Annotated in this window: 26 protein-coding genes; 10 read left to right on the plus strand and 16 right to left on the minus strand. The window is 41.9% G+C overall.

The features are described from left to right. The first annotated feature begins 92 nt into the window (after positions 1-92). Positions 93-659 (plus strand): GNAT family N-acetyltransferase, encoded by a 567-nt coding sequence (locus V7K38_RS22265; RefSeq protein WP_334860721.1) that lies wholly within the window; start codon positions 93-95, stop codon positions 657-659. Between the two features lie 109 nt (positions 660-768). Here the strand turns inward: V7K38_RS22265 and V7K38_RS22270 are convergent, their stop codons facing one another. From V7K38_RS22270 to queA, 4 genes are all read right to left on the minus strand, one after another. Next, complete coding sequence (locus tag V7K38_RS22270) at positions 769-1539, minus strand: ABC transporter ATP-binding protein (protein ID WP_334860723.1); 771 nt, start codon at positions 1537-1539, stop codon at positions 769-771. A gap of 178 nt (positions 1540-1717) precedes the next feature. Beyond that, on the minus strand, positions 1718-2560 hold the full coding sequence (locus tag V7K38_RS22275; protein ID WP_334860725.1) for a methyltransferase domain-containing protein: 843 nt from the start codon (positions 2558-2560) through the stop codon (positions 1718-1720). Positions 2561-2816: 256 nt separating this feature from the next. Then, the gene (locus V7K38_RS22280; protein ID WP_334860727.1) at positions 2817-3929 is read right to left on the minus strand and encodes a tetratricopeptide repeat protein; all 1113 of its coding nucleotides are present in this window, start codon (positions 3927-3929) and stop codon (positions 2817-2819) included. A 111-nt stretch (positions 3930-4040) separates the two neighbouring features. After that, on the minus strand, positions 4041-5210 hold the full coding sequence (gene queA / locus V7K38_RS22285; RefSeq protein WP_334860729.1) for a tRNA preQ1(34) S-adenosylmethionine ribosyltransferase-isomerase QueA: 1170 nt from the start codon (positions 5208-5210) through the stop codon (positions 4041-4043). Between the two features lie 271 nt (positions 5211-5481). Here queA and V7K38_RS22290 point away from each other — a divergent pair, with 271 nt between their 5' ends. After that, positions 5482-5871: a hypothetical protein gene (locus tag V7K38_RS22290; RefSeq protein ID WP_094333021.1), complete on the plus strand. Its 390-nt coding sequence runs from the start codon at positions 5482-5484 to the stop codon at positions 5869-5871. A gap of 64 nt (positions 5872-5935) precedes the next feature. On the opposite strand, the gene V7K38_RS22295 is transcribed toward V7K38_RS22290, so the two are convergent. Then, on the minus strand, positions 5936-6463 hold the full coding sequence (locus V7K38_RS22295; RefSeq protein ID WP_334860731.1) for a YraN family protein: 528 nt from the start codon (positions 6461-6463) through the stop codon (positions 5936-5938). Positions 6464-6486: 23 nt separating this feature from the next. Here V7K38_RS22295 and V7K38_RS22300 point away from each other — a divergent pair, with 23 nt between their 5' ends. Next, entirely contained in the window at positions 6487-7083 is a 597-nt protein-coding gene (locus V7K38_RS22300; protein WP_334860733.1) for a pentapeptide repeat-containing protein, read from the plus strand. 93 nt (positions 7084-7176) lie between these two features. Here the strand turns inward: V7K38_RS22300 and V7K38_RS22305 are convergent, their stop codons facing one another. Next, a complete protein-coding gene (locus V7K38_RS22305; protein WP_334860735.1) occupies positions 7177-7602 on the minus strand; it encodes a hypothetical protein in 426 nt (141 codons plus the stop codon). Positions 7603-7765: 163 nt separating this feature from the next. Here V7K38_RS22305 and V7K38_RS22310 point away from each other — a divergent pair, with 163 nt between their 5' ends. Together V7K38_RS22310 and V7K38_RS22315 are read left to right on the plus strand one after the other, a co-directional pair. Beyond that, positions 7766-8545 carry a Uma2 family endonuclease gene (locus V7K38_RS22310; protein WP_334860737.1) on the plus strand — a complete coding sequence of 260 codons (780 nt, stop codon included), beginning with the start codon at positions 7766-7768 and terminating at the stop codon, positions 8543-8545. Between the two features lie 96 nt (positions 8546-8641). Continuing rightward, positions 8642-8770, plus strand: a complete 129-nt coding sequence (locus V7K38_RS22315) for a hypothetical protein (protein WP_334860739.1) — start codon at positions 8642-8644, stop codon at positions 8768-8770. On the opposite strand, the gene V7K38_RS22320 is transcribed toward V7K38_RS22315, so the two are convergent. The 5 genes from V7K38_RS22320 to V7K38_RS22340 all read right to left on the minus strand — a co-directional run bounded on the left by V7K38_RS22320 (position 8754) and on the right by V7K38_RS22340 (position 12549). Continuing rightward, positions 8754-9068: a hypothetical protein gene (locus V7K38_RS22320; protein ID WP_334860741.1), complete on the minus strand. Its 315-nt coding sequence runs from the start codon at positions 9066-9068 to the stop codon at positions 8754-8756. The genes V7K38_RS22315 and V7K38_RS22320 overlap by 17 nt on opposite strands. A 72-nt stretch (positions 9069-9140) precedes the next feature. Next, the gene (locus V7K38_RS22325) at positions 9141-9392 is read right to left on the minus strand and encodes a hypothetical protein (RefSeq protein WP_334860743.1); all 252 of its coding nucleotides are present in this window, start codon (positions 9390-9392) and stop codon (positions 9141-9143) included. 349 nt (positions 9393-9741) lie between these two features. Beyond that, positions 9742-10128 (minus strand): type II toxin-antitoxin system VapC family toxin, encoded by a 387-nt coding sequence (locus V7K38_RS22330; RefSeq protein WP_334860745.1) that lies wholly within the window; start codon positions 10126-10128, stop codon positions 9742-9744. Beyond that, positions 10128-10568 (minus strand): hypothetical protein, encoded by a 441-nt coding sequence (locus tag V7K38_RS22335; RefSeq protein ID WP_334860747.1) that lies wholly within the window; start codon positions 10566-10568, stop codon positions 10128-10130. Before V7K38_RS22335 ends, V7K38_RS22330 begins: the two co-directional genes overlap by 1 nt. 226 nt (positions 10569-10794) lie before the next feature. Further along, positions 10795-12549 (minus strand): N-acetylmuramoyl-L-alanine amidase, encoded by a 1755-nt coding sequence (locus V7K38_RS22340; protein WP_334860749.1) that lies wholly within the window; start codon positions 12547-12549, stop codon positions 10795-10797. Positions 12550-12634: 85 nt separating this feature from the next. On the opposite strand from V7K38_RS22340, the gene V7K38_RS22345 reads away from it, so the two are divergent. Both V7K38_RS22345 and V7K38_RS22350 read left to right on the plus strand, forming a co-directional pair. Next, on the plus strand, positions 12635-14272 hold the full coding sequence (locus V7K38_RS22345; protein WP_334860751.1) for a CTP synthase: 1638 nt from the start codon (positions 12635-12637) through the stop codon (positions 14270-14272). A gap of 109 nt (positions 14273-14381) precedes the next feature. Beyond that, on the plus strand, positions 14382-14804 hold the full coding sequence (locus V7K38_RS22350; RefSeq protein ID WP_334860753.1) for a hypothetical protein: 423 nt from the start codon (positions 14382-14384) through the stop codon (positions 14802-14804). A gap of 155 nt (positions 14805-14959) precedes the next feature. On the opposite strand, the gene V7K38_RS22355 is transcribed toward V7K38_RS22350, so the two are convergent. The 3 genes from V7K38_RS22355 to V7K38_RS22365 form a co-directional block, all read right to left on the minus strand. Beyond that, on the minus strand, positions 14960-15871 hold the full coding sequence (locus V7K38_RS22355; protein ID WP_334860755.1) for an ROK family protein: 912 nt from the start codon (positions 15869-15871) through the stop codon (positions 14960-14962). Positions 15872-15929: 58 nt separating this feature from the next. Continuing rightward, complete coding sequence (locus V7K38_RS22360) at positions 15930-16139, minus strand: hypothetical protein (RefSeq protein WP_334860757.1); 210 nt, start codon at positions 16137-16139, stop codon at positions 15930-15932. Between the two features lie 238 nt (positions 16140-16377). Continuing rightward, positions 16378-17274, minus strand: coding sequence for an ABC transporter permease (locus V7K38_RS22365; protein WP_334861039.1), 897 nt, complete (start codon positions 17272-17274; stop codon positions 16378-16380). A 130-nt stretch (positions 17275-17404) separates the two neighbouring features. Between V7K38_RS22365 and V7K38_RS22370 the strand changes: the two genes are divergently transcribed. After that, positions 17405-17809, plus strand: a complete 405-nt coding sequence (locus V7K38_RS22370) for a four helix bundle protein (RefSeq protein ID WP_334860759.1) — start codon at positions 17405-17407, stop codon at positions 17807-17809. 169 nt (positions 17810-17978) lie between these two features. Here the strand turns inward: V7K38_RS22370 and trxB are convergent, their stop codons facing one another. Further along, on the minus strand, positions 17979-19349 hold the full coding sequence (gene trxB / locus V7K38_RS22375) for a thioredoxin-disulfide reductase (protein WP_334860761.1): 1371 nt from the start codon (positions 19347-19349) through the stop codon (positions 17979-17981). Positions 19350-19503: 154 nt separating this feature from the next. Beyond that, complete coding sequence (locus V7K38_RS22380) at positions 19504-19677, minus strand: hypothetical protein (RefSeq protein ID WP_334860763.1); 174 nt, start codon at positions 19675-19677, stop codon at positions 19504-19506. 321 nt (positions 19678-19998) lie between these two features. On the opposite strand from V7K38_RS22380, the gene V7K38_RS22385 reads away from it, so the two are divergent. Both V7K38_RS22385 and V7K38_RS22390 read left to right on the plus strand, forming a co-directional pair. Then, a complete protein-coding gene (locus tag V7K38_RS22385; RefSeq protein ID WP_334860765.1) occupies positions 19999-20559 on the plus strand; it encodes a type IV pilin-like G/H family protein in 561 nt (186 codons plus the stop codon). Positions 20560-20698: 139 nt separating this feature from the next. After that, positions 20699-22936: an O-linked N-acetylglucosamine transferase, SPINDLY family protein gene (locus tag V7K38_RS22390; RefSeq protein WP_334860767.1), complete on the plus strand. Its 2238-nt coding sequence runs from the start codon at positions 20699-20701 to the stop codon at positions 22934-22936. The last annotated feature ends 137 nt before the right edge of the window (positions 22937-23073 follow it).

Genomic DNA, 23073 nt, shown 5'->3' on the forward strand with positions numbered 1-23073 from the left:
ACTGAGCGCAAAGTGGGTGCGTCACGGTTTCCGTGCGCCCAACTTTGTAAGAATACTACGTATAGACGTAGGGGTCTTAAACCCTTGATTTAGTGATAAAGGATTTGTATCATAAATTACAGCAAGTATTTAATCTGAATGCTAGCTCTGAACCCATGAGTGCTAACCAAATATCTCTTAGACCTGCCCAAGAAACAGATGGCTGGGTAATGAGTGCAATTCATATTGCCGCTATCAAAGCTCTACCTGCAACTTTCTACACCGAAAAAGAACTTTTAGTTTGGCGTAATTACCAGAATAAACCTGATGGTTTAAATATCTTGAAGAGTATGAAAGTAGAGACTTGCTGGGTTGCGATCGAAAAAGATGTTGTTATAGGTTTTGCTAGTTTTACTCTTGATGAACTGATCGGGCTGTATGTCAATCCTAAATCTCAAGGTAAAGGGATTGGACGTGCTTTAGTTCAACATTTTTGCGATGAAGCAACTGAGCAAGGTATAGATAAAGTAATTACAACTGCTAGTCTTTATGCTGAAGAGTTTTATTTACGACTGGGATTTACTGCCATACAAAGATCACCTCATTATTTAAGAAGTGGGGTAGTTGTCCCAGTTACTAAAATGAGTAAAATATTAGCTACTGCACCGAAAGCAATTTAAGCGGATACAATATTTATCGCTAACTTTAAAATTGCTGGCATCAAGATTATTTTTCACATAACCTATGATGTAAGTAAGTAGGCGAGAATAAATCAAATTAGAATAAGCATTATAGATAATAACAAACTTGTAAACCCACGGGTGTGTGAATAATCACAGATTCCACGCCAAATACTTGGGCGATCGCATGAGGTGTCAAAACTTCTTCAGGTTTACCAACTTCCCAAAGATGACCTTGTTTTAATAAAGCAATGCGAGAGCTGTATCGTGCCGCTAAGTTTAGTTCGTGTAGAACTGTAACAATAGTTAATTCCTGTTTTTGATTCAGATTTTTCAGTAGTTCTAATAGTTGTAATTGATAGTTGATATCTAAGAAAGTTGTAGGTTCATCTAATAGTAAAACTTTTGGTTCTTGCGCCAGTGCTAAAGCTAAAAAAGCGCGTTGCCTTTCACCACCGGAGAGTTCTTCAACTAAGCGATCGCTCAATTTTTCTAGTTGCGTGTTTTCAATTGCAGCTTCCACTTTAACCCAATCTTGGGCGTTTAATTCCCATTGCCACCAAGATTGATGTGGCGTGCGTCCTAAACTTACTAATTGTCGCACTGTTAAGCCCACGGGAACTGTTTGTTGTTGAGGCAATAAAGCCAGTTTCTGTGCAACCAAATTTGGTGGTTGCGAATGAATTGCTTTACCATCAAGTAGCACTGTTCCCTGCTGTGGGGAGAGAATACGACTCAGCAATTTAAGTAAAGTAGATTTACCTGAGCCATTAGCACCAACAAAACTCAACCATTCTCCTGTTTGCAGAGTGAGGTTAATGTCTTGAACAATTGGGACTGTGGTATAACCGCCTGTGAGGTTTTGCAGTTCGAGTGGCATTTGCTGAAATTTAACAAGAAGAAACTTAATTTTATATTGATGGGCAAGAAAGTTCGTAGTAAGCACAAAGCGTCCTTATTTTCTAAGCACTAAAGTGCTTACTACAAACTTTTCATTAATAGCTTGACAAACTACTACTTTAATGCTAACACGCCACATTTTTTCCTGAAGGGGAATTCTACTTATTGCCGCACAATAAGCCAAACCGAATTAACCCACGTTGATAACCGCGACGCATTAATCCCAGCGATAATGCCCCTTGGATGGTAGTCCAACCAGCATTTAGTAAGCCCCAAAGTGCTTGGGGAGTGAATGCAGAATCAATCACCACATTCCAAAAGGGTGCGACAGCTGTTGACCAATCAGCAGTGCGGATATTATGTAATGGTAGTTGATGTGCGATCGCTTCATACTCTGGCAAAGAAATCACATAAGGTAAACAATACACCCGATAAATATCCTGCAAGTGCTTTTCCTCATCTGCCGTTAGTGGAGACTCATCAGTTGGTCGATGACACCAAGTCACCATAATTAACTTACCACCAGGCTTTAATACTCGATAGCATTCCTGGAGAAACTTGGTTTTATCTGGCATGTGTTCACCGCTTTCCAGCGACCAAACTAAGTCAAAAGAATCGTCAGCAAAGGGCATTGCTTGAGCATTTGCGACTTGGAATTGTGTTCTCAGACTCAAATTAGCTTCCAAGGCGCGTTCCGTTGCTCTCGCTGCTTGTACAGGACTCAATGTAATCCCTGTAGCCTTAGCATTAAACTTCTGTGAAAGGTATAAAGAACTACCGCCGATGCCGCAACCCACATCTAGGATATTTTCTGCTGCTTCTACCCCTGCCCAATTGAGCAATTGTTCGATTAAATCAATTTGAGCCTGACGACGGTCTTTTTTCTGAGTCCCATCGGCACCATAATAGCCGTGGTGCATGTGTTCGCCCCATATCTGTTCCCATAGACCAGATGAAGCATCGTAAAATTGCTGAATTTGCTCGTAAAGTGTTGCACTCATGAAAAAAGCAGTGTTAAGACAAAGCCGAATTTAAAAAAACATACAGATAGGCTACCATGTATATTTTTAATTAAATCAGGGTATTTTTGCTTCTAGAGAAAGTCAGAAGATTTTCGTGAAATTTTATTATTAATTGAAAGTTATGAGTTAGGAGTTATTAACTATCAAGGAAAATAAAAGCACCAGTATTGAGAATTTATGCTGAATTCTCAACACTGGCGGATGACTTCTTCGTTTATTTGTAACTCGGAGTTTTTTATTGTCCAGGACTTGTTGAGCTAGACTGTGGTTTAACTGAGATAGGGACATTAACGGGGTTTGCTGGAGTTTCTGATTGATTTAGCGTTTGTGGCTCAGGTGTTGGTATTCCTACATTACTTGTGTTGTCTGGAATCTGAGAAGGAGTAGCTGTTTGACTGGCTTGAGGCTGTTGTTGCTGAATTTTCTGGGCAATTTGTTGCATTAGTTGTTCTATTTTCTCAGCTTGCTCAATGTTCCCTTGCTCACGATACTCCTTACGGGCGCGTTTCAATACTCCACCAGCTTTCTTGATCTCTCCCTGATTATATAAAGTAACTCCCAAGTTATAGTAAGCTGAGGCGTTTTTAGGATTTAGGAGAATAGCTTGCCGATAAACAGAAATAGCCTCAGAAGCTTGACCTTGAGTTGCTAACAAATTTGCCATATTGTTGTAGGCTGTGGCATTTTTAGGATCTAGCTGCAATACTTGGCGATAAGTGGCGATCGCTTGCTCTGTTTGACCTTGTTGTTGCAAGGCGATCGCTAAGTTAAAATAAGCGTTGGCATTGCTACTATCTAGATTAATTGCTTGCTGGTATGCTGCGATCGCTTCCTGTATATGTCCTTGTTCATACAGCGCTAAACCCAAATTATACAGCGCTGCTACCCTTGTGGGATCTATCACAAGACTCTGCCGATAAGCTGTAATCGCTGTATCTTTTTCACCTTGTCGGTACAACACTAACCCTAAGTTGTAATAAGCTTCGCTAAAATTGGGATTAACTTTAATCGCCTTTACATAAGCTTGTAAAGCTATATCCAGGCGATTTTGCTCCATGAATATATTACCCAGATAATTTAGCGCAGCCCCAAAACTAGGATCTCGCTGCAAGGCTTGACGAAAGGCAGATTCTGCACCCTGTAAGTCTTTGCGGTTATAGCGCGTCACTCCCTGTTGGAAAAAGCTAGCTGCTTCGAGATCCTGAGAAACTGCGGTTTCTGCTAGCAGTTTACTTCCTAAAGAATTAGTAATTGCCGGCGAAGCTAAGACCAAAAATGCAGAACAGCTACAGAGTGTCACCCGGCAAAATAAATGTAACGACTGAGAAAATAGGAATTTTTCAGACATGAATCACAGACCTATACTTATTTTTCACTCCTCATAAGTCAGAGTACCCACCACGAAAGCAAAAATTCCAAATTTCCAAATCTTGTACAGACGCGATGAATCGCGTCTCTCCTAATTCCTAACTTCCATAGCTTCTGGCAAAATTAGCATGGCATCGCCGAATGAATAAAAGCGATATGCAGAAGCGATCGCTTCGTTGTATATATTTAATAACCGTTGTCTGCCAATTAGCGCACTTACCAACATCAGCAAACTAGAACGTGGAAGGTGAAAATTGGTAATTAAACCATCCACCACCCGCCATTGGTAGCCGGGATAAATAAACAGGTCTGTTTTACCGCAAAATGGTTGTAAATTCCCAGATTCAGCCGCCCCTTCTAAAGCCCGTACTACCGTTGTTCCTACAGCGATAATTCGACCGCCATCTGCTTTAGTGGCGCGGATTTGCTCTACTGTGGCGGCGGGAACTTCAATCCATTCTTCGTGCATCAGATGGGTAGTTACATCCTCCACTTCCACAGGGCGAAAAGTCCCGACACCAACGTGTAGAGTTACAAAAGCTTGATTGATTTGGCGATCGCGCAACTTTTGTAATAATTCTGGAGTAAAATGTAATCCTGCCGTTGGAGCTGCGATCGCTCCTGGTTGTTTTGCATAAACTGTCTGATACTGCTCATCAGCAGCTGACGAGGTAGTAATGTACGGTGGTAGTGGTACTTCACCAAATATCTCTAACAGTTGCACTAAAGACTTTCCCTCTGGCATATCAAATTGCAACAAACGCCCCCCAGTTGATGCATCTGTTTCCAAAACCGTAGCCGTGAGTTGGGGAATGGGTATTAGGGACTGGGGACTAGGGACTAGGGAAGATTCTTCCAAATCCCTAATCCTTGCTTCAAAAATAATCTTCGTTCCCTGTTTAAAGCTTTTTCCTGGCTTAACTAAAGCTAACCAACAGTTATACTGTCGTTCTTCCAACAGCAAAATCTGGATTTTAGCACCAGTGGATTTATGACCATAAAGCCGCGCTGGGATAACTCTTGTATTGTTCATCACCAATAAATCACCAGGGCGTAGCAGTCCAGGCAAATCGTGGAAAATATGGTGCAGAGGTGCTGTTTTGTTACCTGTAGTGGGAGAATTAACCACCAGTAGCCGGGAACTATCTCTAGGAACGGCTGGGTTTTGGGCAATGAGTTCTGGAGGTAGGTTGTAGTCATAGCCAGCTACCGAGCAATCTAATTTCAAATCTTTTTCTTGTGTGCCAGAGATATCTTTCAACTTTGCTTATACTAGTTTTTACTTCATTTAGTATTTATACTCTCTTAAAAAAGCTGCTTTGAGCTTTTCTTCTAAAGGAACTTTAAGGCATCTTTGCTTAATTTTCTCGCAAGGCTATAAGATTGTTACTATTAAGTAACACGGAAAACTTAATATAAAAATTGGGTAAACCTCCCCATCTAAAAACGGGGGCTTTTACCCTACCGGGAAGAGGCACTTATTGACGAATATAGATATGTAGGATTGGCTTTGATCCCAAGCACCAACAAACATGGAATATTTGTATTATCTGGCAAATGCCAGTCTAACCCTGAGGGTCGTTCAACACCTGCATGCTAGACCCCAGACACCAGTTTCGTTCGTCACCGTAATTCATCAAATTGATGGCTGGGTGGTTAGGATCAAACTCAAAGGTCAAGTCTCGCCCCAAGAAGATGGCGACTTTCGCGCATTTCTAAATGAATTAGGAATTAGCTACGAACCGCCAATGAGGGTGCAAATGGCACTTTGGAGTTTGGAAGCGGGACAATGCCCTGTAGAAGTGATGCGTCGCTATCAAGTAGCGATCGTCTCTCATGGTAGTCCAGAGAGAGACGAAATCGAAGCTTTCCGGCAACAATTTGTTCGGGGCTTAGGTTACTGTCCAGAAACTTTAGCATGATGGCATTTGGTTACAATGCCATTACAAAATTATTGGTAATTTAAGATATCTTATCTATTACCAATTAACCATTCTCAATTGAAGAGTCGAAAGCTGCCAGAATGTATTCTTGCAGCTTAAACTTATATCCGGCTGCCGATGAAGTAGCTAGAGCTTCCTGAGTTGCTACAACCGCAGTCTGATTTTTTGATATCCTTTGACAGTAGACAATAGCAACATCAAATCGGCAAGAATAATCTGCCTTCTCAGGGTACTGAGCTAAGAATATTCCAGCCGTCCGCGAGATTTTTGCTTGCTTTTGTAGACTGATTGCACTTCTCCCCCCTGCATCCCAACTCCCTGAACTGCGGGTTTTGACTTCAACAAATGCCAATATTGAGTCTTGAGTCCTGAGTTCTCTGACTGCGCCTCTGCTCCCACGCTCCTCTGCTCCCCCGATTCCATCATATTGGGCGATAATATCGATTTCTCCCCAACGGCTAGAAAAGCGACGATGCAGAATTATCCAACCTGTCGATTGCAACCATTGGGCAACTAGGTCTTCTCCTAAATGACCAAAATTCGGATAATGAGATGGAGGAAGGTTAGCCATTGACTAAAAATATGATGAATTCTATGAATTCTAGGTTAAGCGATGCCTGCGACGGGCTACGCCTACGCACAGCAGGTTCTACACTCGACTCATCCCGAACAAAATTCGGGTTGAGGCATAAAAGAGACTATCACTTTTGGGCAAATATACTCAGCTTATTTCTGTGGGCAATAGTTGGCATCACCGCAACCGTGGGTTTTGCTCCAACAGCTTTGGCACTCGAATATAATAAGGAAATTTTGGTCGAGGCTGATTTTTCAGGGCGTGATTTAACAGACTCCAGCTTTACCAAGGCTAATCTTCGTCAGAGTAACTTCAGCCACGCAAATTTGAACGGTGTCAGTTTTTTTGCAGCAAATTTAGAATCTGCGAATTTGGAGAGTGCTGATTTGAGAAATGCCACTTTAGATTCGGCTCGTTTAGTGAGAGCAAATTTGACAAATGCGCTGTTAGAGGGTGCGTTTGCCGCTAACGCCAGATTTGATGGTGCAATCATTGACGGGGCAGATTTTACCGATACGCTGCTGCGTTCGGATGAGCAAAAAAAATTGTGCAAACTTGCCAAAGGGACTAATCCAATCACCGGACGAGATACACGTGACACACTGTTTTGTCCATAGTATTGTTTAGATAGGCATTGGGTATTGGGCATGGGGCATGGGGCATTGGGCAGGAGAGAAATAATAACTCCTAACTCCTAACTGCCCACTCTGCTACCAACCAATAGCCCCAATCTTTTGACAAACAATTTTCATTCCTTTACCTGGTGAAGAATTTGCGACAAAAGGTATTTCTCCTTTCTCCTTATCTTCTTCAAGTAACTGTCCCTCTGAACCGTAAATGGCGATGCGATTCCGAAAAAGCCGCGATTCTGTACATGATGCATCGAAGGTAGTCTCGAAGATGCCATCTCCGTACATTCCGTAAAGTTTGTATGTTGTACCCTTAATAGTTTTTGTGTCCAGAGCGACACTGTTTCCTAATTTATCATGCCCCACAGTGATATATCTTTGTGCATCTTGGGCGATCGCTATGCCAACACCTTCAGCGATGGCTGCGCCAACACCTCCGGTGAACGCACTACCACTGCTCAATAAAATAGCGATCGCTCCCACCATACCGCCGATTTTAAAATACATACGCTTTCAAAATATAAGATTTCATATATTTTTACTCGCAATCAAAGCTCTTCTGGCATGGTATAAGCACTGAAATCAAAATATGTCAAGGTGTTATACTACTTCGTAATACCTTATAGGAAGCGTAAGGCACTAGATAAATAGCTGCAATACTTTTCAAAGTATGAGTGAAACACTTGCTGATATTGCCATACCACCCCAGTTTCCCGATCACACTCAATTACCAGAGTCTGATGGTACTTTTGTGAAAAATTTTCAAGAGCATCCCCAAACCATCATTATCACAGACTCAATTGCTCAAATTTTGCAAAACTTACATCCAGATGGACAGTATTGCATTGGTCAAGATTGTGGTATTTACTGGCGAGAAACCGATCCACCAGAAAAAGGAGCAGCAGCACCGGACTGGTTTTATGTCCCTAATGTACCACCAAGGCTAGATGGCAAAAACCGTCGCTCCTACGTTCTGTGGCGGGAATACATACCCCCATTGATTGCCATAGAACTAGCTAGTGGTAATGGCGATGAAGAACGAGATGCCACTCCTTTATCTCTAGCTGGTAGTCGGGAAGGCGCAAAACCAGGTAAATTTTGGGTATATGAGCGAGTAATCCGAATTCCCTACTATGCGATTTATGAAATTAGTAATGAGAAACTGGAGGTTTATCACCTGGTAGATTTTTCTTACCACAAAATGCATCCTAATGAGCGAGGCCACTACCCAATTCCTCCTTTAGGTGTGGAATTAGGGTTATGGCAGGGAAATTACTTGAATAATCCTGAGCAATTTTGGTTGCGCTGGTGGGATTTAGAGGGAAATCTGTTGCTGATTGGTAAAGAAGAAGCCGATTTGCAAAGGCAAAGGGCAGAGCAAGCAGAACAAAAAGCTGGACAATTAGCAGAACGGCTCAGGGCAATGGGTATCGATCCAGATGTAGAGTAATACTTATTAAGTTATGGCAAGCCGAAAAACTTAGTAATCAAGGGCAAAAGCTTACCACAGACTTCAACTAGCTTTTGAGTGTTTGGCAAATCAGCGATGTCTACGACGGGCTACGCCAACGCACCTTTCAATAACTTGACGGCTGTTTTTGCTATCTTCTGCATGGCTCGATCTTTTGGGTTTGGCAGTGGGGCGATCGCATCTGTGTTCAAATCGAAACCATAAGAAAATAAGCTAATCCTTCAACTTCTGTAGCGATCACCTCAAAGCGGCAGATAGAAGTTCTATAGATAGTAAAACCTTGAGCCTTGTTCTGATTTGTATAAGGATAAACAACACTTCCGCGAGGTTCGCGCAAACCTTCTGCTTGTTTTTCGTTTTTTACGGCATGTTCAGCACAGATATAAGGGCAAGTGAAATCTTGCTCTGACAATACTTCACCACCATCATTTAAATAGAAGTCATACAGAATAACTTCAAGTTCAGCAGCACGATTGCAACCTGGCACGCAGCATTCATACATATTTTTGTACAAATTATTACTTTTTTATATTTCCCATTTGTTTCTACAAAATTTGCATGACACGCTAAATCCTTAATGCCCAATGCACTCCTCTAGGTCGTCTCCATGCCAATTACCAGCAAATTTGAGCAAGTCTTGACCTGTAGAACCTCGTCGGATCACAGATTGAGAACGATCGCCACGTTGTTTTATTTCAGCGATCTTAGCAGCAAAATCTTCAGGTGGTTCTGCTAGAGTCTCATCCTCCAGAGGAGAATCGGGCGGAGTGTGTGCTTGCTCTAAAGATGCCAGAATCGAAGCTCCAGTGGAAGGTGATTTGGTCACTTCTGATTGAGATGGAACTGTTTTCTGAAAAACAAGAAATGCTATATATTGCTCAACCTGAGTCAGCTGGTCATCTGGAAGTTGAGCAATCTGTTGTTGAAGTTGAAGGCGGCACTCAAGGATAGTCAACGGACACCTCGCAGGAACAACTGAACTTTCATTTTACTCGATTGATACAGTAGGAATGGTTTTGACGATCGCACTATAAAAGTCAAAAAGCTTGAACAAAGACCGATCGCAACATTGAGCAGGAACTAGCTAAAAAATAGCGGTCGCACTCCAGCAAGGTTAGAGAGCAATGCTTGGTTCTATAAAACAGCGATCGCCTCAAAGCAGCAAATGCTAATATTTATGATTTTACAGCAGATATAACCGCTACTCCATATTTTCCAAAGATAGTATCGGAAGTAATTATAACCCTCTTTTCTAACATCGCTTGTGCTATTAAAAGTTTATCAAAAGGGTCTTTATGATATTCAGGTAGCGATGCTGCTTTAACAGCGTGGTGTTCTGTCATTGATAAAAAAATAAACTTAGTATCAATAATCGCTTGTATTAAATTTTCCGGCGTTTTAAGCTGCCCTTTTTTCCTTTTTATTTCTATTTCCCAAACACTAACAGCGCTAACAAACACTTTATTTGAAGAATCTGAAATTTGCTGACGAGCTTCAGGTAAAAGATAAGGGTTATCTTCAAGTGACCATATTAAAGCACAGGTGTCAAGCAACAATTCCATTATCCTTCTATACCAAATTCAGAAAGAATATCACTTGATGTTTTATAAAAATCTTCTGATATTTCTACTTGCCCTTTCCAAATACCTAAAGGTCTAGGAGATTTTTGAGTAGAACTAATTTCTTTTATTTCACCACCAATGTTAAAACTGAAGATAGGTGAACTAACTACAGTCGATTCATTTCCACATAAGGGTTGAGAAATAGTTTTTTTCTCTTTCAAACTATTTAATGGATGTAAAGTCAAAACATTCGTATCAGTAATAGAATTCAGAAATTCGATAGAATTATTATACATTCGTTCATTTATATCTTCTTTAATATTGTCTACATTTTTCGTACTAATAATATAATCAAGTTCTTCTTTTAACGATTGTAAGTCTGAAAGAGTTAAAGAAGATAGTATGGATGATATTAAACGCGCCTTATCGCTAATAGACATAATATTATTAGGTGTAAAATAAACTACAGTCAACAGCTAAAGATGAAATTTTTATTTCACTACTATTTTAATCTACCTGGTTAGACTCTATATCTTGTAAAGCGTGTATTAATGGTTGTTATTATCACAAACATTGAGCAAGAATTAGCTAAAAAAGAGCGTTGGTGCTAGCCTTATCATCAGACATCGCACTCCACCAAATACAACACTGGTTTTACCTGCAAATTTATTTAACACTCCTAAACCACTCAGTAATTCCCTGAGCGATCGCATCAGCCATTTTCTTCTGTTCTTCTGGGTTCACCACCTGCTCAAATTCATTGGGATTGCTCATAAAACCCAATTCCAGTAAGACTGATGGTGCAGCTGTCGGGCGTGTCAGCGCCAGATTATCCCAAAACACACCATAAGAAGGTTTGCCAAGTTTTTTGACTACATAGTTATGTAAAAACATTGCCAGGTTGTGGGCTTGGGGTTGATACCAAAAAGCGCCGAATCCCTTAATTTTTTCGGCATCGCCATCATCGGGTAGAGAATTGTGATGGATGGAAAGAGCGATCGCAGGTTCTTCTTGACTGATAATTGCCTGACGTTCTGCTAGAGAAACTTCGCGATCGTCCTCCCGCGTCATCACTACCGTTGCTCCTCTTTTCACCAAATCGTCGCGCAGCAACTTAGATACCACCAAATTCACATCTTTTTCTAAATATCCAGTTGGGCCACTGGCACCAGTTTCTTTACCGCCATGCCCTGGATCGAGTACAATCTTGAAATTAGCTAAAGGCTTGCGTCTTGTGTTCCCGATTTTAGGCGGATGACGCAAAGCCAAAACCAGGGTTGTACCGTCATATCTCAGCTTATATCCCCACTGTTGAGCTTTTTTGAGGTTAAAGGTGTATTTTACTCGTTCTGGAGCTTCCTGTTGCCAATCTAGGCGAGAAATTAGGGGGTCATTATCCAGGCGAATAATGTCCGTTTGGGCAGTGGTATTGTAGAGAGTAAGAGCGATCGCTTGCTCACTTTGTTGCACGCTCACAGGTACGGGAACTTGTAAGGGGAAAACTATCTCTGTCACACCAGGGAGTTGACGGTATCCGACACTGCGAATTATTGTCTGTGGCGGAATTGCACCAGGTAGAATGCGGGTTTCTTGACTATTAATCCAAGCACCATAGTCTAGGCGTAACCATTCACCTTCTCTACCTGTTACTGTAGCGCGTGTGCCTTTGGGCAGTGGTGTGAGTCGAGAATAATCGGTGCTTGGGCCGGTACGAGCAACGCCTGACTCTACTGTAACCTCAGAAACTGGCAATTCTGCTCTTGAGAGGATTTGAATTTTACCAGTCCCTGGTTGAGTTATCGTCTTGCCATTCAGCGTTAGTTGAAATTGAGGTTTTCCCAGATCGGCAGCTGTTGCCACTGTGGTACAACCTTGATAATCGCCTACGCTAGACTGGGCATGAGGCTGATTTTGCCCTGTTAAAGCTGCCAAATTACTTGGTAGTTGTGCCTGTTGAGGTTGGGGTGAAAGAGCAATGGTTTGATTAGCCAGAGTTACAGAGACATTGGCGTTAGGGGGTGCGATCGCGCTAAAACAAATTAGTTCTCCCGGTAATCTGGCAATTTCAACTGCGGGAGTCAAAGAATCTTTCGCAAAGGCTACCCCCTGTGGTAGTTCCCGGCTAGTGTTCAGCCGAATCACCTTAATCTTAAGTTCTTGATTTTGGCGACGCACAGTAAAAAGATTCTCCCCCAACTGCAAAGGGAAACTAGGGGAAAAATGACCGGCTTTGCTGCGAGTAATTGGCTTACTATTGATCAAAACCTGACCATCTGGTGGTGCAGTTCCCAAAAAAAAGATTTTTTCGGAACTAGTCTGGTAGTTTGTTTCGGGAAAAATGACTATAAGAGATGGCTCTGCCAATGCTATGGAGGATGCGAAAATGCAGCCTAATATTACTAATCCTAAAAGTTTTTTCACGACAAAATCACAGAAGATTACACCACAACAACTGTGGCACAATGACGGGATGTATTTTTAGAAGTTGTGAGAAATTTAAACTACTATGACTAAGTTTATCTTCGTAACTGGAGGCGTTGTTTCCAGTATTGGTAAGGGCATTGTAGCAGCAAGTCTAGGGCGTTTGCTCAAGTCCCGCGAATATTCGGTGTCGATTCTCAAACTTGACCCTTATATCAATATCGATCCTGGTACGATGAGTCCCTTTCAGCATGGGGAAGTATTCGTTACCCAGGATGGTGCAGAGACAGATTTGGACTTGGGGCATTACGAACGCTTTACTGATACCTCAATGTCGCGCTTGAATTGTGTGACTACTGGCTCGATTTACCAAGCAGTCATTAATAGAGAGCGGCGTGGAGACTACAATGGCGGCACTGTACAGGTTATTCCTCATATTACCAATGAAATAAAAGAGCGGATTCTGCGAGTTGCTAAAAGTACAAATCCGTCTGTAGTAATTACAGAAATTGGCGGGACGGTGGGAGATATTGAATCACTGCCGTTTTTGGAAGCAATTCGCCAGTTTCGCAAAGAGGTGGGACGGCAGAATGTGCTGTATATGCATGTAACGTTGGTACCGTGGATTGCTTCTGCGGGTGAAATGAAAACTAAGCCAACACAGCATTCAGTTAAGGAACTGAGATCCATTGGTATTCAACCAGATATTTTAGTTTGTCGGAGCGATCGCCCCTTACCCAAGGGATTAAAGCAGAAATTATCAGGATTTTGCGATGTCCCCGAAGAATGCGTCATTACTTCCCAAGATGCCAAAAGTATCTATGAAGTACCCCTGAATTTAGAACGGGAAGGAATGGCAGAACAAGTCTTGAAGTTGCTGCAAATGGAACAGCGCAAACCAAATTTGACGCAGTGGCAAACCTTGGTACAACGGTTACATACTCCCAAGCACGATCTAGAAATTGCCATCGTTGGGAAATATGTGCAGTTAAGTGATGCCTATTTATCTGTAGTGGAAGCACTAAACCATGCTGCAATCTCCACTTATGGCAAACTGCGCCTGCGTTGGGTGAACTCAGAAGATTTGGAAAATGAATCAGCCGAAACTCATCTTGGGGGTGTCGATGGCATAGTTGTGCCAGGAGGTTTTGGTGTTCGGGGGGTGGATGGCAAAATTGCCGCCATTAAATACGCACGCGATCGCCAAATTCCCTTTTTGGGTTTATGCCTGGGTATGCAATGTTCTGTAATTGAATGGGCTAGGCACGTAGGGGGATTAACAGATGCTAATAGTGCCGAATTTGACCCCCATACAACTAATCCCGTAATTAATTTATTGCCAGGACAGCAGGAAGTTGTCGATTTAGGGGGTACAATGCGCTTGGGGCTATATCCTTGTCGTGTTCTCCCTGATACCTTAGCTTTCAAGCTTTATCAAGAAGATGTAATTTATGAACGACATCGACATCGCTATGAGTTCAACAATACTTACCGCGATTTGTTATTAAAGTCTGGCTATGTAATCAGTGGTACTTCTCCTGATGGACAGTTAGTTGAAATTGTGGAATTACCCAAGCATCCATTCTTTCTTGCTTGCCAGTTTCATCCAGAGTTTCAATCGCGCCCTAGTAGCCCTCATCCCTTATTTAAAGGGTTTATTCAAGCAGCGATCGCTCTTTCTTTATCAATTCCAGGTACACCAAAACCATTGGAGGTGTCATAACAATTAAAAATTAATTTTTAATTTGTACAGAGCAACATTAACTTAAGGCTTCAGTAGATTTAGACATATAGGGTGCATCATTCGTAAATTTTTGACTTGAGGAGATGTTGTGGCGTACTGGGTGAAAATCCTTTACGAGAGGAGAGAATATGTAGTGAACTTTGAATGTGTCCATGCTTTTTGTTATGAAGTAAATGGCAGAGTTACTTTTTGGCTACCCGATAGTGCCATTCCAATAGTAATTAACCCTCAAAATAACCTGGAAGACTATCAAAAAATTCTCGATTATTTAGAATGTGTGACGAGCTTAGAATTAGATCATGCCCACTGGGTAAAAATCTTTTACGAAAAAAATGAATATGTAATTAATCTCAACTGCATCAGTTCCTTTTGTCATGAACCGAACGGCAGGATAACTTTCTGGTTGCCAGATGGTACTATTCCCATTATCATCAACCCTGCGAGCAATCCTGAATCTTATGAAAAAGTTGTGAAATACGTTTACAAGGCAACAGGATATTCTTTGTCCTAGTATTACAAATTACTTTAGCGTAGTGGTAGCGAATCCGCGTACCCCTCAAAGGAAGCTACGCGCAGCATATCGTAGAGAGACAGCATCATTACGAATTACGAATTACGAATTACGTAAAGACTGATGTCTCTTGCTGGGATTGTTTGAACCATAATCTAAAACCCTGAATAGCATTGCCATGCCAACTTAGCTGCACCCACTATCCCAGCAAAATTTCCTAATTCGGCTGGCAAAATCTGTAAACCCGCTCGTGATAAAGGCTGAACTCGCTTCTCAATTTCTGCCTTCGCTGCTGGTAAGAAAAACTCAAAACTGCCACTTATACCACCACCAATGACGATCGCTTGCGGTGTGAGTACATAAATCAAACTCGTCAAACCAATCCCCAAATTCTTACCATATTCTTGCCAAAAAGTCAATGCTGCTGCATCTCCTTGTTGAGCAAGAATACCCAATTCGATGGGTTCCTTGAGAGTGCGGCGGCGAATGGCAGTAGCAGAGGCATGTTGTTCTAAAGAGCCTTGATTGCCACTATTACAAATTGGCCCATCAGGATCTAATGAAATTAAACCTAATTCTCCGGCGGCTCCTTGATGTCCAACAAATAGTTTGCCATCGAGGATAATTGCGCCACCAACCCCAGTTCCTAAAGTTAGCAGAATCAGATTTTGCAAATGGCGACCGGCTCCTAGCCAAGCTTCTCCCAAAAGAGCGCAGTTGGCATCGTTAGCGATCGCAGTAGGTTTGTCAGTTTTCGCTTCTAACCAGTCTGCTAAAGGCACATCGAGCCATCCAGGTAAGTTAATGGCGATTTTGGCGATGCGTCCTGCTGCATCGGAAGGGCCAGGAGTCCCAACGCCAATAGCAACAGCTTGATTATCTGGATCAATTTGTGCGATCGCATCTAGCAGCACCGCCAACACCGCCTCCGGCGTTGTCGGTTGAGGAGCCGCCACAGTCAAAGATTGCAGACAAGTACCATCGGCTGTAAACCGCCCCAGCTTAATTGCTGTTCCCCCGACATCAATGCCAATTACTTGAGAACTCACCACTTTGTCATTTGTCATTTGTCATTTGTCATTGGTGAACAGCTATTCCCTATTCCCTATTCCCCAGTTCATTTTTTTATCCCCGATCTGTTTGCGTAGCGTCTTCCCGTGGAAGAAGACGCGAAGCTTTCAACTCCGATTTCTGTAAATTAGCAAAATTCGTGGTGCGGAAACTCGATTGCTCCTGCCAACCTGTAATCGGCGCACCTCTTAAAATGCCAGCAAGGGCAACAGAAAGGATAAATCCGCCAGTGGCGGCGGCAATTAATGTCAGGTTATCTTTCACACAAATCTCTCCAGTTATCAATTACTAGTTATCAATGATTAGTCCGTTGACTAATAAGTGTCCACTATTTATTAACTAACGCGATGTGCAACTTATTATTGGAACCCCTCTCTAAACTTCTCCCCGTTGGCGTCAGCCTGCCGTTAGGCAAGCGGAGAGAGGCTTTGATCTTGCTCCCCTTCCCTTGTAGGGAAGGGGTTGGGGGTTAGGTTCGAGAGAAAGTTGCACACGGCGTTAACTATTTTCGGGTTCCATTTTCTCTCCGTAATCGGGGATTGACAAATTCGTTTAACCCTTCACCAAGTAGTGATAACCCTACCACCATGAATGTCATGGTTAAACCAGGGAAAAGTGTAGTCCACCAAATGCCAGTAGGTAGAGCTTCTAAGGCTTGTTTTAAATCATGTCCCCATTCTGGCACTTCTTCAGGAAGTCCTAGCCCCAAAAAGCCCAAACCGCCCAACACCAAAATGGCATCGGCGGCGTTGAGTGTGAAGAGGACGGGTACGCTTTGAATGACGTTGAAAAATAGATAACGAGAAAGCACAACCCAAGTGGAAGCGCCCATTGCTTGAGCCGCTTCAATGAAGACTTCAGTTTTGACGCTAACGGTGTGGTTGCGAACAACGCGGTAATATTGGGGAATGTAGGCAATGCTAATAGCGATCGCTGCATTTAATATCCCCCGCCCCACTACAAAGGCTAGTGTTACAGACAGCAGTAGCCCCGGAAGAGTGTAGATGCTATCCATCATAAACAGCAACACTTTATCCAATTTCCCGCCGAGATAACCACTCAGCATCCCCAGAGGTACACCGATAATCATACTCAGCGCCGTTGCCAAAATCACCACCTGCAAGGCAGCTTGAGCGCCGAACAATGTCCGAGAGAAGACATCATAACCCAAGCGACTAGTGCCAAACCAATGTTTAGCTGAGGGTGGCTCGTGAATTGGATTAGAGAGAAAATCTTTCGGGTTTAGCAGCCATCCCCAAGCCTGGAATAAAGGAGCGAAGAATGCCAGGAAGATGAAAAATAGGGTGATGGCTAACCCAATGAGCATGAGTCTTTGGGAAAGATTGGAACTTTTGCCAAACTGTAAAAATGTCGGTAGTCGCCGTTTTGTAATGGCCATAAAGCGATCGCCTGGAGCAAAGCTTGATACGCTGACCATTTTACATATTAGGGAGTAGGGATTGGGGATTGGGGACTGGGGATTGGGGAAAAATTTCCCATAAAATTGAGGGACTTTAGATTAAGATGATATGCCAGATAGGGGTTTTGAGTCTTTAGACTTCTATCAAGATAGCCTTAAGTTGCTAAAAGCGCCTTATAGACTAGCAGATAGTTTGCCTAATTGTGAGCGTTACAATTTGAGCGATCAATTACGAAGAGCAGCTTGTAGTGTTTTACTGAATATAGCTGAGGGATATGGGCGTTATCACTACTTAGATAGATTGCGTTTTATGTACATTGCTCGTGGCTCATTAACTGAAACCAAAAGTGCCTTCATTATTGCTGAGAGCTTGGGCTACTGTAACACGGAACAATTAAACTGGGTCAGTCAGCTTAAAGACTGGATTGAAAAAGGTCTTAACGGTTATTGTCGTTTCATTCGTTTCCAACAACAGGGTAAAGAAGAGTACGGAACTCGATTAGGTGATTCGTAGATTGGGGATTGGTGATTGGCGATTGGATAGTTTGAGGTTCTGAGGTGGATGAACGGAGTTCTCAGAGAGATCAAAAAGTCTTTAATTTTGTTTGTCCCCAGTCCCCAGTCCCCAGTCCCCAGTCCCCCTAGTCCCCAGTCCCCAGTCCCCAGTCCCCAGTCCCCAGTCCCTAAAGATTACTTTCAATTAACTGGCGGTATTCGCTCTTTTGCTTCACACCTTTAACTTCCTTCACCAGTTCCTTGTTTTTGAACAATTGAACTGTTGGCGTTCCTGTCACACCAGCATTTTCAGCAATATCTCGGTCTTTGTCGATGTCAATTTCTATAAAGTGAATTTTGCTGTCAAATTCATCCACCACTTTATTTAAAATTGGCTTCAGGGTATGACAAGGGCCACAACCAGGAGAGACGTATTTAACCAGGAGTAAGCGATCGCTTTCATGGAACAATTTCCGTAAAGCATAACCTCCCGCATGGCGCGTTCCATCCAAATTAAATCCAGCTTCTTCCTCAGCTTCAGTCTTTTTGGCTGGCTGATGTTCTAATTCATTGTCTGCTGATTCTGTTTGTTGATGGAATTCTTGAATTAACCCACTGGATGACAACCAGCGTTCTGCCAACATCGCCGCCATACAACCAGTACCCGCAGCCGTAATTGCTTGCCGAAACTCATGATCTTGCACGTCACCAGCTGCAAAAACGCCTTCTACACTGGTTTCTACAGTACCGTGTTTGGTGACAACGTAACCCACTTCATCTAGTTCTAATTGTCCCTTGAATAAAGAGGTATTGGGACTGTGACCAACAGCGTAGAATAAACCCTTAGCGTGCAGTTTTCTTTCTTCACCAGTTTTAGTATTGCGGATTTTCACCCCTTCCATGCGACCATTACCAAAAATATCCACAGCTTCTGTATTCCAATGCACTTGGATTTTTGGGTTCCTCAAAACCCTGTCTTGCATGGCTTTAGAAGCCCGCATTTTATCGGTGCGTACCAACATATTTACCTTAGAACCGTATTTGGTGAGGTAAATAGACTCTTCCGCCGCCGAGTCGCCAGCACCGATCACAGCCAATTCCGCGCCGTGAAAAATTGGTGTCGCACCATCACAAATCGCACAAGCAGAGATACCCCGACTCCAAAATTCATGTTCGCTAGGTAAACCCAAACGCTTTGCTGTCGCACCCGTAGCAATAACGATGCTGTTGGTTTTAATTTCCCTTTCTTGCGATCGCACTGTAAATGGACGCTGACTCAAGTCAACTGATATAACATCTTCAGTATATAGTTCAGCTCCCCAGCGCTCCGCCTGTGCCTTCATCTGATCCATCAGTTCCGGCCCGGTAATCCCTTGGGGAAACCCTGGAAAGTTCTCGACTTCCGTCGTTGTCATTAATTGCCCACCAGGTAAACCCCCGGCTTGGAAACCTTCAAATACAACAGGTTTCAGGTTAGCGCGTCCGGCATAAATGGCGGCTGTGTACCCTGCTGGGCCAGAACCGATAATTACTAAGTTTTCTACTGTGGGGTTAGTCATAACTCTATACAAACTCATAACGACTACGCTTAATATAGCACAATAAATTATGATTGGCTACGCCAGATGGTAAGCGATGTCTCCGACGGGCTATGCCTAGGCAAAATGCCTACAATACTATGCGCTCAACACTTGGCAAACATCCTCTTAACCGCTAAAACTGTTCTTGCAGATATTTCCTGATAACTTCAATATCTATTTCTAGCAATTCTGCTATTTCTTGAATGCTCATACCTTTATCACTAAGTTTTGGGGCTAATTTCAATCTACTCTTTTCCAAGAGGCTCTTGTACAATCGAGTATTTACGAATTCATCTAAATCGAGCATGGCTTCAATTTCCTCTAAAGAAAGATTAGGAAACTTATAAAATACAATGGCTTGGAAAAAAGAAACCTGCGATCGCCTGATGTGTCTTTTGTTCGCGCCGATCGATGTTTGAATAAAGCACTCTCACAAACGAAATTAAGAATCTAGGCATTGGTGAACACCAGGGGCTTAGTTATATCTGTGTTAATTGAGATACAAGGATTTTGGATTATGTAACCGGATAGCCCCAAACTTTTTTTCTCAAGGTGATAGGAAAGCGATCGCAGTTGGGTAAGTTATATCTAGAACACCCAAGCACTTCCTACCCCCAGGAAAACACTTATGAAAACCGAACTAAAAGCAAAATTTCTCCAACACATCCTCAACAAAAAGAACGAAAATGAGGGTTTTACACTCATTGAATTACTAGTAGTAATTATTATCATCGGTATTTTGTCTGCGATCGCACTACCTTCTTTCTTGAACCAAGCTAACAAAGCCAAGCAGTCAGAAGCTAAAACTTACACAGGTTCTATGAACCGCGCTCAACAAGCTTATTACTTAGAAAATACTACATTTTCAACTTCAATTGGTAGTTTAGGTCTTGGTATTGCAACACAAACCATAAATTACGCATATTCAGCTCTTACGCCAGACGCTAGTTCAGTACTCAACCAAGCAAAAGTAATAAGTGGAGGGGGCCAAGCACCTCTCAAAGCCTATATTGGTAATGTCGCGATAACAACCCAAGCAGCTACTAGTGAAGCTACTACCATAGCTGTTTTGTGTGAATCTAACAACGCTATGGTTAACGGTGGTGTAAATGCAAATACCATTACAACAACTACTTATGCTTCAGGACAGCCTAGTTGTGCTTCCAGCTACGTCTCTTTGGCTAAGTAAGCAACCAAGGACAAACAGTATATAAATTATCTCTAAGCTAGATATTTTCCAAAGTGGGTAGATGCTTCTATCCACTTTATTTCTATTATGTGAGTCGTTCACAAGTATATTCCTCATAAAATTTTCTCAGAAAACTACAATGATTACTGATATATATAATTGGCGAAATCAAGCTGAACAATACTTAATTCAAGGGAGATATTCACAAGCAGCACAGTTATATGAACAAGCAATTGCAATAGAGCCAAATGCTAGTTCTTATTATTGGCATTTAGGTTTACTATTCCTATTACAAGGGCAAGAAGCAGAAGCTCAAATGACTTGGATGCTGCCAATGACAGAGGCAGATGAAGAACAGTTACAAATATGGACAAACGAATTATTTCAGGTTTTGCAAATAGAAGCTGTAAGGCGTGAAACACTGGACGAATATTCTCTAGCTTGGTTAATTCGCCAGCATATACGAGAAATTAATCCTAGTAATATAAATAATTTGCTTCAAATTCTTCTCCTTTCTATCAGATTAGAAAAGTTTGAACAAATTGATGACTTGAAGGAGTGGGGATTAATTGAAAGTTTAAATGCCAAAGAAAATATAGAAATTAATGCCGAATTATTAATCCAAGTTTTAAAAGAATTTTTAAATGCTGTTCCCTTACATTCAATTAATCTAAATTTAATAGAGGCTAGTCTGCCTTATTTCTCTGATACTCATCAATGCTTCTGTATACTACTTCCTGCTGCTATCCAACTTGGTCATACTTTGCGGCAGCCTTTACTAGCAGCATCTCTACTAGAATTGCATTTACGATTAGAACCAGATAATGTAGAAATTTTGCGACACTTAGCGACTTTTTATCAAGATGCTCGTAATTATTCTCAAGGTATAGAGACAGCTAGGTTATGTTATTCCCTATCAGCAGGTTTGGCTGATAAAATTTTTGCACTCCATTTGCTGTTAAGGGGTCTAATGTCAGCAGGAGGATATTGGCAAGAGATATGTACAACTTGTCAAGAATTGGAAACTGTATTTCAACAGTTTATTAAAGCTCAACGAATTCCTTTAGAAGAAGGAAGAATATTACGGTTACTTACGCCAGCTTTTGCGATTCCTCACATTAAAGATGCTCCTGCTGATTTTCGAGATATTCATAATAAGGTAGCTGATATTTTTACTAATTATGTTCAAGCTTTTGCTCAATCTGAAGGAAAAAATTATGCTCGTCAAATTAATCAATCTTTAACAACCCATCCCAAGAAACTAAAAGTTGGTTATATATCTTACGCTTTAAGGAATCATTCTGTTGGTTGGTTAGCTCGCTGGTTATTTCATCATCACGATCGAGATAAATTTGATATTCATACCTATTTCGTGAACTATAAATTAGTAGATGATTTCCTACGGGATTGGTATGTACAAAATGCAGGTAATGTTCATAAATTAGGCATGGATGGTCTAGAAATTGCTGACCAGATATATCAGGATAAAATTGATATTTTAATTGATCTTGATAGCATAACTTTAGATATTACAAGTGAAGTAATGGCACTCAAGCCAGCCCCAATTCAAGTTACTTGGCTGGGGTGGGATGCATCGGGTATACCTGCAATTGATTACTTTATTGCAGACCCTTATGTACTTCCAGATGATGCACAAAATTACTATACAGAGAAAATTTGGCGATTACCTCAAACTTACATAGCAGTAGATGGTTTTGAAGTTGGTGTTCCAACACTTCGCCGTGATGACTTGGATATCCCTATGGATGCCGTTGTCTATCTCAGCGCCCAAAGAGGATATAAACGCCATCCAGAAACAACAAAATGGCAAATGCAAATTATCAAACAAGTACCTAACAGCTACTTTTTGATTAAGGGGCTTTCTGAAGAGGAAACAATTAAACGCTTCTTTTACCAAATTGCTGAAGAAGAAGGTGTAGATTTTTCTCGGTTACGATTTTTACCAATAGTTCATTCAGAGTCAGTTCATCGTGCTAATTTAGGCATTGCTGATATTGTATTAGATACATTTCCCTACAACGGAGCGACAACAACCTTAGAAACATTATGGATGGGTATCCCCTTGGTGACGCGAGTCGGCGAACAATTTGCAGCGCGTAACAGCTACACCATGATGATAAATGCAGGAATTACAGAAGGCATCGCTTGGACAGATGAAGAGTATATCGAGTGGGGTATCCGCTTGGGGAAAGATGAGACTTTACGCCAGCAGGTAGCTTTAAAATTGAAAGCATCTCGACAAACAGCACCCCTGTGGAATGGGAAGCAGTTTACCCGTGAAATGGAGAAAGCTTACCAACAGATGTGGGAGAATTATAGCGGTTCTCAATTGTATGGAATAAAGCAAGGTTTTTAACCCGATTGGGCGGGTTTTACCACTAAGGAACGTGGATTAAATAAAATGTAAAACTTTATCCTGTCTCTAGCTTCCCTCTCCTTTATAAGGCTACGGTGTACACACATCTCTGTACAAACCCCAAATCGTTGGAGATC

The sequence above is a fragment of the Nostoc sp. genome (assembly GCF_036917465.1).
In the GTDB taxonomy this organism is placed as follows: Bacteria; Cyanobacteriota; Cyanobacteriia; order Cyanobacteriales; family Nostocaceae; genus Nostoc.